Annotated in this window: 13 protein-coding genes and 1 pseudogene; 9 read left to right on the forward strand and 5 right to left on the reverse strand. The window is 62.6% G+C overall.

Going from position 1 to position 14,750, the window contains the following annotated elements:
* Nucleotides 1-240 precede the first annotated feature (240 nt).
* The 3 genes and pseudogenes from ACMGFG_RS22230 to ACMGFG_RS22240 all read right to left on the reverse strand — a co-directional run.
* Nucleotides 241-642, reverse strand: a complete 402-nt coding sequence (locus tag ACMGFG_RS22230) for a type II toxin-antitoxin system VapC family toxin (RefSeq protein WP_436932481.1) — start codon at nucleotides 640-642, stop codon at nucleotides 241-243.
* Nucleotides 639-872: an antitoxin VapB family protein gene (locus tag ACMGFG_RS22235; RefSeq protein ID WP_436932482.1), complete on the reverse strand. Its 234-nt coding sequence runs from the start codon at nucleotides 870-872 to the stop codon at nucleotides 639-641. Before ACMGFG_RS22235 ends, ACMGFG_RS22230 begins: the two co-directional genes overlap by 4 nt.
* Before the next feature lie 280 nt (nucleotides 873-1,152).
* Nucleotides 1,153-1,407 (reverse strand): annotated as a pseudogene (locus ACMGFG_RS22240) (MarR family transcriptional regulator); the annotation flags it as partial.
* A 281-nt stretch (nucleotides 1,408-1,688) separates the two neighbouring features.
* Between ACMGFG_RS22240 and ACMGFG_RS22245 the strand changes: the two are divergent.
* Entirely contained in the window at nucleotides 1,689-1,961 is a 273-nt protein-coding gene (locus ACMGFG_RS22245) for a hypothetical protein (protein WP_436932483.1), read from the forward strand.
* Between the two features lie 353 nt (nucleotides 1,962-2,314).
* Nucleotides 2,315-2,938, forward strand: coding sequence for a hypothetical protein (locus tag ACMGFG_RS22250; RefSeq protein WP_436932484.1), 624 nt, complete (start codon nucleotides 2,315-2,317; stop codon nucleotides 2,936-2,938).
* A 136-nt stretch (nucleotides 2,939-3,074) separates the two neighbouring features.
* Here ACMGFG_RS22250 and ACMGFG_RS22255 read toward each other — a convergent pair whose 3' ends face one another.
* Nucleotides 3,075-3,884, reverse strand: coding sequence for a DNA-binding protein (locus ACMGFG_RS22255; RefSeq protein ID WP_436932485.1), 810 nt, complete (start codon nucleotides 3,882-3,884; stop codon nucleotides 3,075-3,077).
* 674 nt (nucleotides 3,885-4,558) lie between these two features.
* Between ACMGFG_RS22255 and ACMGFG_RS22260 the strand changes: the two genes are divergently transcribed.
* Both ACMGFG_RS22260 and ACMGFG_RS22265 read left to right on the forward strand, forming a co-directional pair.
* Nucleotides 4,559-5,281, forward strand: coding sequence for a hypothetical protein (locus tag ACMGFG_RS22260; protein WP_436932486.1), 723 nt, complete (start codon nucleotides 4,559-4,561; stop codon nucleotides 5,279-5,281).
* A 246-nt stretch (nucleotides 5,282-5,527) separates the two neighbouring features.
* Nucleotides 5,528-9,124: an ATP-binding protein gene (locus tag ACMGFG_RS22265; RefSeq protein ID WP_436932487.1), complete on the forward strand. Its 3,597-nt coding sequence runs from the start codon at nucleotides 5,528-5,530 to the stop codon at nucleotides 9,122-9,124.
* A 1,156-nt stretch (nucleotides 9,125-10,280) separates the two neighbouring features.
* On the opposite strand, the gene ACMGFG_RS22270 is transcribed toward ACMGFG_RS22265, so the two are convergent.
* Complete coding sequence (locus ACMGFG_RS22270; RefSeq protein ID WP_436932488.1) at nucleotides 10,281-11,585, reverse strand: phage NrS-1 polymerase family protein; 1,305 nt, start codon at nucleotides 11,583-11,585, stop codon at nucleotides 10,281-10,283.
* A 267-nt stretch (nucleotides 11,586-11,852) separates the two neighbouring features.
* Here ACMGFG_RS22270 and ACMGFG_RS22275 point away from each other — a divergent pair, with 267 nt between their 5' ends.
* From ACMGFG_RS22275 to ACMGFG_RS22295, 5 genes are all read left to right on the forward strand, one after another.
* Nucleotides 11,853-13,238, forward strand: a complete 1,386-nt coding sequence (locus tag ACMGFG_RS22275) for an ATP-binding protein (protein WP_436932489.1) — start codon at nucleotides 11,853-11,855, stop codon at nucleotides 13,236-13,238.
* Nucleotides 13,239-13,423: 185 nt separating this feature from the next.
* Nucleotides 13,424-13,825, forward strand: a complete 402-nt coding sequence (locus ACMGFG_RS22280; RefSeq protein ID WP_436932490.1) for a hypothetical protein — start codon at nucleotides 13,424-13,426, stop codon at nucleotides 13,823-13,825.
* Between the two features lie 3 nt (nucleotides 13,826-13,828).
* Entirely contained in the window at nucleotides 13,829-13,993 is a 165-nt protein-coding gene (locus ACMGFG_RS22285; protein ID WP_436932525.1) for a hypothetical protein, read from the forward strand.
* 2 nt (nucleotides 13,994-13,995) lie between these two features.
* Nucleotides 13,996-14,322 (forward strand): SWIM zinc finger family protein, encoded by a 327-nt coding sequence (locus tag ACMGFG_RS22290; protein WP_436932524.1) that lies wholly within the window; start codon nucleotides 13,996-13,998, stop codon nucleotides 14,320-14,322.
* Complete coding sequence (locus ACMGFG_RS22295; protein WP_436932491.1) at nucleotides 14,319-14,657, forward strand: hypothetical protein; 339 nt, start codon at nucleotides 14,319-14,321, stop codon at nucleotides 14,655-14,657. Before ACMGFG_RS22290 ends, ACMGFG_RS22295 begins: the two co-directional genes overlap by 4 nt.
* Nucleotides 14,658-14,750: the final 93 nt, after the last annotated feature.

The raw sequence follows: 14,750 nt of genomic DNA on the forward strand, positions 1-14,750 counted from the left end.
TGTCGGGCCAAGCGCCTGGTACCGCCAGTTCCGTGAACTGGTGTTGACCGCTGCGGTCTACAACCTCGAACAAGCCATCAAGGAGTGATCGCTACGTCGTCCGCGGATTCAACAAGGCAGATTTCGAGTAAACGGATTGAGCGGTTTGCCCGCTGTGCAGAGATATCCCGCGATCAGTTCGGTTCACAGGCCGTTCCCGGATTCGCTTCCGCCAGCTCGTGTCGGCTGCCGGTCTGAAATCTACCGGATGACATCTACGTCTAGCAACTGCTGGACAGGCTCGGTCGCGAAGTCGCCCTTGTCGACGGTGACGAACGTCGCCCCGAGGTCCTTGGCATGGGATGCGATGAGGAGGTCACGCATCTGGAGCGACGTATCCTGGGCCTGGAGCTTTGCTTCGACACCCGCCGCTGTCAGCCCTGCGCTCTGTGTGAACGGTTCGACGCCGTCCAAGACCCGCTCCAGCCACGCATGGACTTCCCGAGAGTTATCCCGTCGTTTTGCTGGTCGAAAGAACTCGAACAGCACGAACGAGGAGGTAACAAACTGCTCGTCTGCATGGTCCTGCAGGTACGGGACGACTTCGTCGCTCGCCGCAGGGTCACCCCACTTGGCGAGGACGTTCGTATCCAGCAGCCTCATTCGTGAGTGCCCGACTCCATGTCGAGCGCCTCACTCACTTCAGTCGAAGAGTCCTCGACTGCCTCGGCGAATTCAGTGCCGAGCCCACCCGCAAGTTCGGCGATCTGTGCTTCGGTATCCGGTGAGTCGGTCAGCCGAAGGACGACATCGCTGAAGCTTTCCCCTTCCTGCTTGGCTTCCTTGAGCCGTTCGTACGCTTCGTCTTTGAGCGAGATCGTTGTCGTTCCCATGTATGCATGTACGTGCATGTATTTTCTATATCTTGCGATGGGGTGCAACGGGTAGCGAGACAAGACTCTAGAAAAATAGAGGCAGCCACTTCAAACAAAGTCGTAGCCCGGCGGTTGACCCTACACTCGGATCCCTCCCACGGTTCCAACCGTGATCTTCGGCTCTACATCTCTGTGAATGGAACTCGCGATTTTGGAAATCGCGATTTCAGAAATCTACATTTCCACTCTTGTCACTTGAACGGATCCGGGCCCCAGACGACATCCCCTCGTTGGTAGCTCATCCAGAGTCCTCGTTGTCGACGGCGTGCTCCAGCCACCCGTCTATGTCTTCTTCACCGAAGCGGTCGTTTGCGATGCGCGTGCTCTCGACCATGCTCGTGTAGGCAGTCACCTCGTCGGCCTCCCCGAGTGCCCAGTAGTTGCCTTTGTGGCGGACGAGCCCGCGGTCTTCGAAGCGCGAGAGCACGACGCTGATGCTGCCGGTTTTCACAGCAGTCGCATCGCTAATTTCGCTCTGGGTGAACGCCTGGTTGGATGAGCTACGGCACGAAACACGTCCGGACTGGGAGACGACAATCCGGACACGATTACCGGGGTTCTCACGTTCACTTCCGAGGGACTCCAGTCGAACGAGGAATTGCGTTCGCTCCTGTCGGATCTGAACAATGATGCGGACGCTGAATAGGGGCCGTCTCGTGGCTCGGTCCACCCACAACGATCCAGATGGAAGCTCTCAAGAGACAGTCTTGATACCGGGTTCTGACAGCAAGATTTATTCGTCATAACCGCCAATTTCCCCCTAAGAGGAATCAGATGTCTAAATCAATCGACTCTCTGAGTGAGGCTGTCCGGGCTGCTGAAGAGGTAACTGAAGAGTCGATTGAGGGACCTGTCGTCTCGGCTATCCACGCTAATCTAGACGATTCCGATCGCACACGGATTCTGGATCTCTACGACGAGGGAGTTATTGCTGAACAGACCGCTCGCCGACTCCTCGGAGACGAGGACTTTGAAAACGCTGTCGAGATGGCACGTGGCGCGGATATGATGCTCTCGGGCGACACAAGCCGTTTTATAGACGAATAGCTGTCTGAGTCTGAGCTCACTCAGAAGCGAAAGACAAGGAGGGACTGCTATTCATCGATTGACCTCCTCCTCCGCCTGAAGGCGGAGGAATCCGGCCATCGGATTCGGGCGGTTGACATCCTTCGGTTCCAACCCGCACTCGGAGGGAACCGGCGACACACCGGGGGAACTCTCGTTTGTCTCCCTCGTAGGGCTGTGGCCCGGTCAATGAGGCCCCATCAGAGTCCGTGTCATCGCCGTGCGAACCACCGCCGGTTCGCCACCCCTTGTGGTTCGGGGACGGCATCTCACCGACTCCGTAGCATCCGTGTTGACAGGGGCCACGGGCTTAACTCCATCGACAAACGGGCCGAGTGTCGCTCGACCTCCGCCTAAAGGCGGAGGTATGCGCTTGCATCTCTATCATCGCAGATACTGACGCCTTGATCGCATATGCACGATTGGACTGCTGGCCAGCAATCCGGGAAAATCTAGGGATCACGACGACGACCACCTGCTATCGGGAATTGAATCTGCACTCACGGGGAACTGACAGCTTTGATGAGGAAGACCAACAAAAAGCTGATGCCGCACAGCGAGTTTTAGACGCTCTTGATGACGAAGAAAGTACGCTTGACTACGAGTTCTGTGGTTCGATCCAGGAAGAAGGAGAGTGGAGCGTCGCTGAGATGGTGAAGCAGAACTCGGATGATCTCGAGATCATCCTAATGATGGATCGCGGCGACACTGAGATGGCGGACGGTGGCCGATCCTACATTCGTCGACAACTCGATCTCAGGGATATCGGGGTTACCATGCCGTCTCTTGGGGTTCCGATCGGTCTTCTGTCTCAACAGGGGATCCTCTCGGAAGATGAGGCTTGCGCCAATATCAATGAGATCGCCGAGCGGGAGGGGTGGACCAGTTATAACGCTTTAAAACGAATCTGGGAGGGCGTCCCGCTTGATTGCGATCAGGAGCCAGAGTTTCTCGAGTGAATCGCACGCTTCGTTTCCGCAACCGGTCGTGGCTGCGCGCGCAGCGACGGCAGGACGCGAGCACGGAGCGGAGGGTGGGGCGGTGGGGCTGGGTCGGTCTGGCACCGAATAAAAAAACGAGAGTGGCCGCTCCGCTCTACTCGTCCCACCACCGTCCGCGATCCGGGAATTCGACCTGCGACCAGCCGGTGACGGCCACCGAGACGCGCCCCTCGTACCAGCTCTTCTCGACTTCGCGCAATCGCACCGTCTTGCCTTCTTCGACCCACGGCTGTCCACTCTTCTCCCAGACCGTGAACTTCGTCCGTCCCGAGTCGTCTTCGATGAGTCCGACTTGCTGAATCCGGGGATTGTCCGCATCCCACAACTGCTTGATTGTTCCCTCAATATCGACCGTCGACCGTGGGACCGCCTCGAGCGTTCCGATCGGGACTGGAACTCCCGGGGATGCGTGCAACTCCTCTTTGACCAGCAACGCCGCCTGGAGCATGTCCACGCCTTCGGCGACCTTCTTCGCCAGCCGATACGCCGCCCCGGCTCTGGAACGCTCGTCCAGTTCATCAGCTATCTGTGCTGCGCGCTCGTTGACATCCGCCAACTGTTCCTGACTCAGCTTGGTCCGTGGATCTTCGTGGGGTTCCTCCTGAGCATAGCGCGTCTGGCTACCGACCACCTCGCGTGTCCGCTGCTCTCGGTCCGAGTCTTGGCGTCTATCCAGCCGCTGGCGGGTGCTTCGAATCTCGCCCTCCCGCGCTCTGAACCGTTCCTCGCCTTCCAGGGTCATGCCTTCCGGCCTGGCCTCCGGGTGGTTCGTGTCCACTTTCCCCTGTATCTCCTGGTCGACCGACCGCCGCAGCTCCGGTTGTTCCTCGACTGCCGCATCGACTTCTTGATTGTCCGCCTGTGCGTCCGAAACTTTACTACCGAATCGCGTTTCACTAGACATTGGAATCACACTGGTTCCAGAAGGCGCTCACGCGCCGCCACCGCGATGCACCACCATCGCGGTTTTCCGGCAACACGTCCGACGAGACACAGCTGCGCGCGCTCGTTCGCGCCTTCGCTCGCGCCCCTCGGGCGCGACGAGCGCGCGCTGTCGAGGACCCCGCATCCAGCACCGCGCGCCGACCCGCCCGGAGCGCGCGGCCAGCGGAGTCCCCGTTTCGCCCGCGACGCAACGACGTCCGTCGCGGGGCCCCGCGTCCCGGAAGCCGCCGGAAGTCCGGGACCGAAACGGGAGACCCGCTGGCGCGAGGGCACATGCACTTTAGCCCGGTACGGGCGCTCGCGGTGCGGAGAGCGCCCGCACGCCCGGAATGGTCAGTCGCGAGCGACGCTCCGGGCGGTACGCGGCGAGCGGGGCGGGACGAGACGACGCACCTGGCCAGCCGACAGCCAAAACCAGGTACCCAACCACCACCCTGGCGGACTGAAAGGGCGAGGCGCGCTCGCGCTGACAGTCGTCTGAGCGGGCTACTATCCGCGCGGGCGGTGCCGAGAGCGCGGATATCCCGCTTGGTTCGAGAGAGCTTCGCTCTCTCGTCATCTCGGAAATCTTCGATTTCCGGCGACAGCGACCGCGAGCGCGGCGAGGGCTTTCAACGCTTGCCGTCGACTGCGGTGGATCCGATTCAGAGCGAGCGCGGCGAGAGCGTCCAATGTCTGCTGTCGCCTGCGGGGAAGGGACTCAATCCCGCCGAAGACAGTGATAGTGTCCTCCAAGTATTAGAGATAAATATCAAGGTATGGTGCTGTGTGCTGCAGTATATGGAAGACCCAGATTTGGAAGATGCACTTGACGGACTGATCGCTGCGTCAGCTTTCTGTGAGGAGCAGGGCCATCATGAGCTGTCGCACGTGATCGGCCATCTCTACCAGAGACTTGGCGATCTTGAAATGGGTGAACAAGAGGTCGATCATGGAGACCTTCAAGAGTGCGTCGGTGAGATCAGTGCCGAAGACCGCAAACTGGTCGATACCGGAGACGATACGGAAACTGGACCACTGCGTGAGACGATCATCCGGTTCGACCCAGATGGGATAGCTCCACCGTCGATGCCTGGACGTCTTCGTGCTTCCGGTGAAGACGCGAATATTGATGAAATCGGAGCACTCCCAGAGCGCCGCGTGTTTGGCGTAGGGAGTGAGCAGGAGTACGAGCGGATCTCTGAAGCGGTCTGGGGAGTGGCGAACGCATTCGTCGGAAGCTCACTCCATGCTGGCCACGAACTCGTCGCTTGCCCGGAATGTGGGTACGAAGGCAGTGTCAATCAAGCCGTTTTCCCAGGCGGAACAGATCATTATTCAGCAGCCGGAAGCGAAGACAAATCCGGATCAAACTGAGCAACTAGCGAAAGATCAGGCGAGCAAACGAAAAGAACTGACCCGTGAGGGCATCCTGCGTCTTGATTCCAACTACACCGATTCAAGGATACGTCTATCGTTGAGAGTGGAATCGATAGCGGAGACTGTCGCGGGAAGAACCAGCCGATATGTGGGAAGATACCTATTCTCGCGAGTAGCGGTACCGCACGCCGACCCACTGACGGACCGTGACGCACAAATGGATCCGGCCGCTGTCCGGCGAAAATGCCGACTCGCGATGAGGGACTGACGGCCGACCGAACGTACGTCGAGATCCGGCCGACGACGACCGCGATCACGCCGGGTCACGTCACGACTGCCGTTCGTGCGCTCCACGGGACCGCCGACGACCCACCGACCATCGAGATGCTCCTGCTCACGAGCGGGGGTGACGACGGCGTCTCCTATTATTTCGGCGCCGAGGGCATCGATACCGATCGCCTCCGTGCCAAGTTGCGCCGCGCGCTGCCGACCGACTACGAACTGACCACGACGACGACTTCGCTGGCCACAACACTGACGACGACAGACGCCACCGACGCAACTGTCGCCGACCCCACCGAACACGACGCCGAGCAACCCACACCGCTGGCCGACCGTCCGGTCGCCGGCCTCGAAGTCCAGGCCGCCGAGCAACAGGCGGGCGACTGGCAGACCCGCCTCAGAACAGTCGCGGAACTCACCGACGACGAGCGGACGAACTGGCCGCTGACGACCGTCGTCGACGCCCTCGCCGACGCCGAGGTGCCGACCGTCTGCCAGACGCTGCTCGAACCGAAGGCCGACTGGCAGGCTGAGGCCCACGCGACTATCGACGAGTATCATTACCCCCAGCGCGGGCTCGGGGATGTGATCCTCGAGGGGCTCGTCCCCGGGATGGAACCGGAGTTCGAGCGTCTGTCGAGAGACGAAGTCGCTGCCGAAAACCGCTCGCGCATCGAGAGCATCGAGGCGGCCGACGCCCGCACGTCCTTCCGAGTCAACACGCGGGTGGTCGCCTTCGGCACCGACCCGGACGCCACCACCGCGCCGCTGGAAGATATCGACGGCGCGTTCGCCGAAGTGGGCCAGAACCACTACTGGGTGACGACCACCCGCCACGCCCACGACAGCGACGGCGCCGCGTCGCTCGCCGACGACCTCGCCACGCGGACGGTCCGCGGCGTCGCGCTGAGTCGTCGACTCGAACGCCTCCTGGACGTCTCCGTTCCCTTCTCGACGAACACACACCCGCGGATCGTCGCCGACCCGACGACGGTCGGGCAGTTCTGCCTCGTCGGCGGCACCCTCCCGGAACAGGCCAGCCGGGCCATGGAGACGCGGACCGGCGAGCGAACCGCCATTCCGCTGCCGCCCGACAGCACACTCGACACCTACCGAACCGAGGGATACGCGCTGGGCGTCCCCCAGACCGGCGACCGCACGGACGCCCCGGAGCCGATTGCCGTCCCGCCCGCCCTCCAGCACCGTCACCAGCTCATCGCCGGTGGCACGGGGTCGGGCAAGAGCGTCCTCGGGACGAACGGGTTGCTCGCCAACCACGACGCGACCGAGGGCGCGACCGTCATCATCGAGTCCAAAGACGGCCAGATGGCCGACGATTACGAGCGAGCCCACTACGCCGAGTACGGCACCCTCGAATCGGTGTATCGGTTCGACGCCGCCAGACAGGTCCCGGCGACGCCGTTTTTCGACGTGACCCGCCAGCAGGAATCGGGCATCGCCCGCTCGCAGGCCGTCGAGGACGTGGCCGACCACTTCGAGGAACTCCTGCGGGCGATCATGGGCGCCGAGCAGTTCGACCAGGCGTTCACCTCCTCGACGGTCATCGAGGCGGTCGTCAAGGCGATGTTCGACCCCGTCCACGGCAGCGACCAGTTCACGCTTGCGGACCTCCAGCAGCGACTCAGCCGGTTCGCCGAGACCGGCCACGCGCCGCCGGTCGTCGACGAGGGGCTGCGCCGCGAACTCCAGCGGATCGCCGACAACAGCGAGGACACCTTCCAGGAGATCGTCGCCGGCGCCGCCCGCCGGATCGCCACGGCCGCCATGGACAGCCGGATCGCCCCGCTGTTCAACTACGCCCCGCAGGCCGACGGCGACAGCGCCGCCGAGCCCATCGACTGGCGAGCCAGACTCGACGAGGACTGTGTCATCATCATCGACACGAGCAAGCTCCGCGACGAACCCCAGCGGGTCATGACACTGGCCGTCCTGTCACAGCTGTGGACGGCACTGCAACGGCGCGACCGCGAGCACCGACAGGGTCACGCGGTCGGTGACCCGCCGCTGGTGTCCGTCCACATCGAAGAGGCTGCGACCGTCGCCGCCTCGGGCATCCTCGCGGATCTCCTCCGCGAGGGGCGCAGTTTCGGCGTCGGCGTCACCCTCTCGTTGCAGTACCCCCGCCAGCTCAAGCGCGTCGACGAGGCGACCTACGAGGAGGCCATCAACAACATCGGCACGGTCGTCACGGGCAGGGTCACCGACGACCCGGCGCTGGCCAAGCGCCTGGCGACCGACGACATGCCACCCGAAGCGGTCGCGACGCGGCTGGGTCAGCTCGGCCCCGGCGAGTGGCTCGCCTCGCTCCCGGCCAAGTTCGACAGCGAGCCACCGCGGCCGGTCCTCCTGGAATCACTGTCGCTCCCGCCGGGCCACCCCGAGGGCGACGAGCCACTCTCGGCTGCCCAGCAGGCCACCTTCGAGGCCGCCCAGACACAGCGCAGCGAGCGCACCCGTCGGCACGGTGTCTCGGTCACGCCTACCGCGGATGTCGTCACGAACGGCGACGCCACCAGCGACGAATCCGACGCGGTGACCGAGTCGACCCCGGCGACGGAACACGCGCCGATCGAGACGACACTGCCGTTCACGCGCCGCCTGCCCGCGGGCGTCTCCTATCACGAACCGTCGGGTTCGGTCGTCTGTGACGCCTGTGAGACGCGCTACGGGCGGCGCCTGTCGGAACTCCTCGCGGCCGTCGACTGTCACGGCGACCGCAGCGCGATCGACCGGGCGAACGTCCCGCCGATCCACGTCGGCCTGACGCTCTCGCCCGGCGAGCGCTCGACGCTGGCGTACTCGGATGCCCAGTTGGTCTTCCTGCAACTCGTCTACAACGCCCACCAGCAACGCTACGATCCCGACTGGGAGTACGACATCGTCCGCGACGGCATGGAGCCGTTGCGAGCCTATGCCGGCCTCTCGGAGGCCGAGTTCGACCAGCTCGTCCGCGACGGGCTGCTCACCGTCGACGGCGACTACCCCCATACCCTCTATACGGTCACTCCCGATGGACGGGAGGTCATCGATGCCGCCCACCGCGAGGGCCGGGCACACGGTGACGGCGTCGGCGACCTCAGCGAGTCGAGTCTCCACGTCATGATGGTCGAATCGATAGCCCGGGGCTTCGAGGCACACTTCGTCGACGACCCCGACCACGCCGGCGCGACGGTCGAGACCTACTATCCGGTCGAGGACGGCCGGTTGGACGTCGCGGTCCTCGACGATGCTGGCGACGTGCTGGTCACGGGCGAGGCCGAGCGGTCGAACCACGACACGCTCCGGGCGGTCCCCGCCGACTACGACAAGATGGCGGCCTGCGATCCCGACCGGGCCGTCTGGATCGTCGAGGGCCGCAGCGAGGGCCACGAGATCATCCGGGCGCTCCACAATCCCGGCTCGGGTGAGCCACGCGTCGACAGGACCTACAGTGAGTCCTACGCGCTCTCGCGGATCGACTTCGACGAACCGGGCTTTACCGATATCTACACCATCGGCTCGTTCCACAACCAGTTCCTCGACACCGACGGCGAGTGACCGACGGCAAGTGACCGACGGGGTTCGGTATCGTCGGTGGCTTCGCGAGCGGGACTGGCCGACCGCCGCTTCTGGGCCGATCCCGGTCCATCGTCGACGGCCTATCGTCGCGAGTCCGTCGCCACGACGCAGCCACCACCGCCGATTCCACTCCACCTGAAGTGGTGGTCGATCGGTGGATCTCCTGTGCTGTCTCCGTCCCATCGAGGACAGTAGATCGGGCCTCAACAGCGGTCGGGTGTTCCACGGGCCGTTCGCTGCCCCCGAATCCGCGGAATGTGTGCGAGTTACGAATTCAAACGGGAAATTTCGCGGGCATTCGGCAGGCTGAACGAGGTACACGCCGGTACACGCCCGCAATAGGTGTTCTCTGTGGGAACGTACTGTGACGGGCCGCCGAGTGTCGAAGGGCCGTTGCGGTCCGACGAACGGGGATATCTGAATCGGGCGTACAGGGAGTTTCCGACGGATTTTGGAGAGCCTGATGACGGGGTTGCCCGAGTCTGCGAGGGCACGCTTCGCGGCAGCTACCCGTTGTCCGGTAGTCACGCAGTGGTTCTCGATTTGGTGCTTGGGACTGGTAGCGCTCCCCTTGTTCGTCGGTCTTACTTCGCTGGCTCTGACTCCTCGTTTCAGCTGCTCTGTCGCGGGAAATCGGATGCGAGATCTCTGCTGGTTCTGTCTCGGTATCGATCGCGAAACGGCTGTTTCTCCTTGCGAGTGGCGCTTGTACGCTGGTTCTCTGATTTTCAGTCACCCTTCTCGCCGCTCTCTGCGCTCGGATCCATTGCAGCCAGCGGTCGTACGCTGTCGTTTGCGGCGTATTTTCGGGCCCCACTGTTCGGGTCGACCCCCGAATCCACCCGCTCGGAGCGCTATCTAGTCAGTACACGCTCTGATACACACAATATTGCGGGATGGCGGAACAATGTACTGGTGATTCCCGAGATAGCGGTCCGGATCTGAACACGAATTCTCCTGTGAGAGTTCCTGAAACGGCGATGTACTGGGGGGTAGTGGTATTGCAACGCTCTCATCGCACCGGTGATAGCCTCCGGTCGACCGCTGATCGGTCCGACGGCACCATCCGATTCGACACCCCAATTTCCGGTGGAGCGGATGAAATATCCAGTCGACTGGCTGGTCAACTCCCGGGTCAGGAGGTGCTGAACGGAAGCAATCGTCGCAAGCGTGTGCCAACGGTCGCCGTGTCACCGTGGTCGTCTGTCTGGTCGTCGAGTTCCGCGCGGACGGTCGCCAACTCCTCGGCCAGTCGTTCGTTTTCCGTTTCGAGCCGCTCGACCTGTGACTGGAGATCGGCGATCACCGAGAGGTGGCGTTCTTCCCGGGCCTGCAATTCGGAGAGCTGTTCGCGCAACGCGTAGTCCTCGGACGATTCGTCGGCCTCGCTCGACTGGGCTGCTGCCGGCTTGCCGGTGGTCTCGGTTGCCGCGCCACCGTCTATCGCGCTCTCGTCGGGGGAGCCGCCGGTCGGCTGGTAGAACTCGTCGGTCCCCTGGAGGACGCGGTGGATCGTCTTCTCGCCGTAGGTACTCCCGTCGGCGTAGTGTCGTTCGTCCCACTTCTCGCGCATGAGCCCGGAGTCTCTGAACAGCCGGTCGATCTGGTCGCGTGCCCCGCCTGTCCAGAAGGCCAACAGTGCACAGAGCGCCATGTCGGCCTCCGAGTGGCTCTCGTAACCGCTCGTCTGGCCGTTCCACAGCCGCGTGAACTTCTCGCCGTTCGCCGCAGCCTGCGCTCGTTCGACGACCTCGGTATCACTCAACTCGTTGCTCCCTGTGGTCCCATCCGGTTCGGCTCGTGCGGGCTGGTCGGCGGCCGACTCTGTCTCTGCGTTTGCTGCCGAATCTGTTGGTTCTGTTTGCTGGTCCGCTGTGTCATCGGTTTCGGACGGCTCGCTGGCGACGTACTCCGCCTGTACCGTCGCGAGTTCACTCGAACGGGATTCGACGGTCGTCGGTGTCCCGTCGACGTGGTCGCCAGTCACGGTGAAAAAGCGGGCCTCCTCGTATAGTTCGACCCAGCCCTTCCGGCTTCGGTCGCCTGGAAGCGTGCCGGTACAGATAACGTGGACACCCGTCCCGGACGGACTCACCTCCGTGTACGAGGCGAGGCGGTCGACGATGTCGACAGCGTCGTCGGTTAGCGTTCCCGTTTCCGGGACCCGGCAGTCGTCGAGGTCCACACCGACGAGCGGGCCATCTTCGGCGAAGACGAAGCCCAGCCCGTCGACGGTCTGCGTTTCCGTGGCTTCGCATGCGGTCTCGAACGACGCCCACGTCTTCGGGTCGGTCGCCGAACCGAACGCTCCCGTGTGTGGGTTGATCGGCACCTTCGTCTCCTTCCCGCTGCGTTCCTGTGTCCGCCAGCAGACCCACTGGTCGCGAGTCGTCAGTTCGTCCGGTAGTCTGTCCCCTATCGAAGATATCGATCCGTCCATCGCAGTCGTACATCCAGTCAGGTCATGCGCCGACAAGAGGATTCGCTTCTCGTCGTGCGATTATCCTTGTGGGCGATACGACGATTCGTTTTCAGTCCCGCGATCGGTTCGCTCCCGCGGCGGTGCTCCCCCGGTTCGAATCAGTACTGGCGACGGCCGAGGGGAACCTGACTGGACTCGGGACACGGATGGTGGCCCGATCATCACCCAAATTCGTGAAATCGAGGAAAACTACAAGTCATTCTCGCAGTAATCATTATCTAAAGTATGACCTTCTACGATCGGGCGGACGAACTCGACGCCCTCGAAACCGCATTCGAATCCGTGGGTCACGAGTTCTACGTGGTCTACGGGCGCAGGCGCGTCGGAAAGACGGAACTTCTCAAGGAGTTCTGCGCCGATCGGCCGCACATCTACTTCCTCGCGGCACAGGAGGCGGAAACTCGCCAGCGTGAGAAGTTCGTCGAGGCGATCGCCGATCACTTCGACGACCGGGTTCCCCGAATTGACGGATGGGACGAGGCGTTCGACTACCTCGGTGAGAAGCTCACGAACCACCAGTGCGTTGTCGTCGTCGACGAATTCCCGTACCTCGTCGAGGAGAACGATTCGCTCCCCTCGTATATCCAGTCGTTCGTCGACGAACGACTCCGGGACACCGAATCGATGCTCGTGCTCTGTGGCTCCAGCGTGAGCACGATAGAGTCAGAGGTCCTCGGTCACGAGAGTCCGTTATACGGTCGTCGTACGGGACAGATCGACCTTCAGCCCTTCTCGTTCCAGCAAGCACGTGATATCATCGGATACGAGATCGCGGACGCGATCCGGTCATTTGCAGTCACTGGTGGGACGCCGATGTACCTCACGCGCTTCGACTACGACCGACCACTTGGTGAGAACATCCGGACACAGATCCTCTCACCGACGGCCGTTCTCTACAACGAACCCGAGTTTCTTCTCCGAACCGAACTCCGCAGTCCCGCCCGGTATCTGAGTATCCTCGAAGCAATCGCAACGGGACATACGACTCCAAACGAGATAGCTGGCACGACGGGAATCGATTCCGGGCCGCTATCGAAGTACCTCCAGACGCTCCGCCGTTTGCGGCTCATCGAGCGCGATGTCCCCGTGACGGCATCGCCAAAGCAGTCGAAACGGTCGCGGTACCGAGTCGCCGACGAGTTTCTCCGCTTCTGGTTTCGTTTCGTCGAACCGAACCGTTCCGGTATCGAAGAAGCGCCGGGAGTCGTCTACGACGGGACGATCGAACCGAACCTTCCGGACCACGTCGCGACGACGTTCGAGGATGTCTGTCAGGAAGTCGTCTGGGAGGCGATCCGGCGCGATGAACTCGGCCCGTATTCCGAAGTCGGTCGGTGGTGGTACGGCGAGGACGAGATCGACATCGTCGGACTCGCCCCGGACGCCGACCGTATTCTGCTCGCGGAGTGCAAGTGGACGACTGACCCTGTCGGTCGTTCGCTCGCTTCACAGCTACGCGACAAAGCCGAGCGCGTCCGCTGGGGGCCGGACACTCGTGAGGAGGAGTTCGCGTTGTTCTCGAAAAGCGGGTTCGTCGACGGGCTCGCCGACGACTTGGACGACCGCTGGTCACTGTACAACCTCAAGGCGATCGATGGATATCTCCGATGACTTCCTTCTCGTCAAGTCCCGATGGGTGCCACCTGTGAACCGCCTCGGGGTCAAGTGGTTCGAGAGAGCAAAGCTCTCTCGTCATCACGAGACGGCGAAGCCGTCTCGGACGACCCCGAGGCACTGGGCCTGCCCCACCTGTAGATTCATCTGATACGCGTCCGAAGCTTCTGACGAGAAGGGATATGGGACTTTACGATAGATTGATCTTCGAAGACGGGCTCGACATCGCGTTTCCGGATATCGATGCAGACCCGTTCGAGATCACCTGGCAGACCAAATCACTCGCCCGCCGGCAGCCGATGATGGCCAACTACAAGGTCACTGCAGATGGCCGCCTGTTCGAAGAAGACGCCGAGTACGAACGCGTGCCCGAAGAGGAGCGGCCGGGGTACGACGAGGAGATCGGCGGCTTCGAGAGCCCGATGGAGAAGATGCGCGGCAGTCGACGGAAGACCCATCACGGGTGGACGGATACGGAGTACCACGGAACGTTCGAATTCCACACCTCACTCGACGGCGAGTACGTCAGCTTAGAGGCGAAGTTCACCGACGGACAACTGGTTTCGATCTCCCGCAACGAGTGACCCATGACGGACGAGAACCACCCGACCGTGGACCGGGCCGACGTTCAAGAGTTGTATCCCGACGACGTCTTCGAGCGCTGCGAGAATTACTACGCCAAGGGTCGGGTCCGCGAGCGGACACGCGTCGACGACACCGTCACCGCCACTGTGGAGGGATCACAACTGTAGACCTGCGTCTCTCGCTCGCCGAAGCCGACTACGATCCCTCGTGTAGCTGCCCCTACGACGGACCGGGCCACTGCAAACACGTCGTCGCGGTCCTGCTCTCGGTCGCGGACGACGTGCCATCCGACGAGGGCGACCGGATCGACGACGCCTTCGAGACCGTCGACGACGAAGCGTTGCGGGCGTTCGTCCGCGACGAACTCGCTCGGACAGCGACCTGCTCGACCGGTTTCTCGCCCGATTCGGGACCGCAGAGGGGAAGTCTCACGACGAGTACCGCGTCAAAGTCGACCAACTGTTCGAGGAACACACCGAACAATACCCCGTCGTGACCGAAGCGATCGACTTCAGTCAGTTCACCGAACTCGGCGACCGCTACCGCGAACGGGGGCGGTATCGACAGGGTGCGGCCGTCTATCGCGGCCTTGTCGCCGGCATCGACGACAACATGAATCTCGTCGACGCGGCGTACGACCATTACGCCAGCGTGTTCCAGCAGGCACTGGACGCCTACGTCGAGTGTCTCACCGAAGCCGACCTCGACTTGACAGAGAGCGAATCCCACACAGCATTCCTCGCAGAGCGGGCCGAGACGGGCGCGCCCGGTCATCGAGAACGGTTCCAGCGGGCGCTGTCCGAACTGGAATCGTCGGTCGATGACAACTGATGGCGATCGACCCGTCGAACCCGGTGTCTTCTCGACAGCACTGATACACCCTCACACGGCGCCGGAAGGCTTACTCGGCGCTCCCTCCGATTT

This window comes from Halosimplex halobium, assembly GCF_051414055.1.
Lineage (GTDB): Archaea > Halobacteriota > Halobacteria > Halobacteriales > Haloarculaceae > Halosimplex > Halosimplex halobium.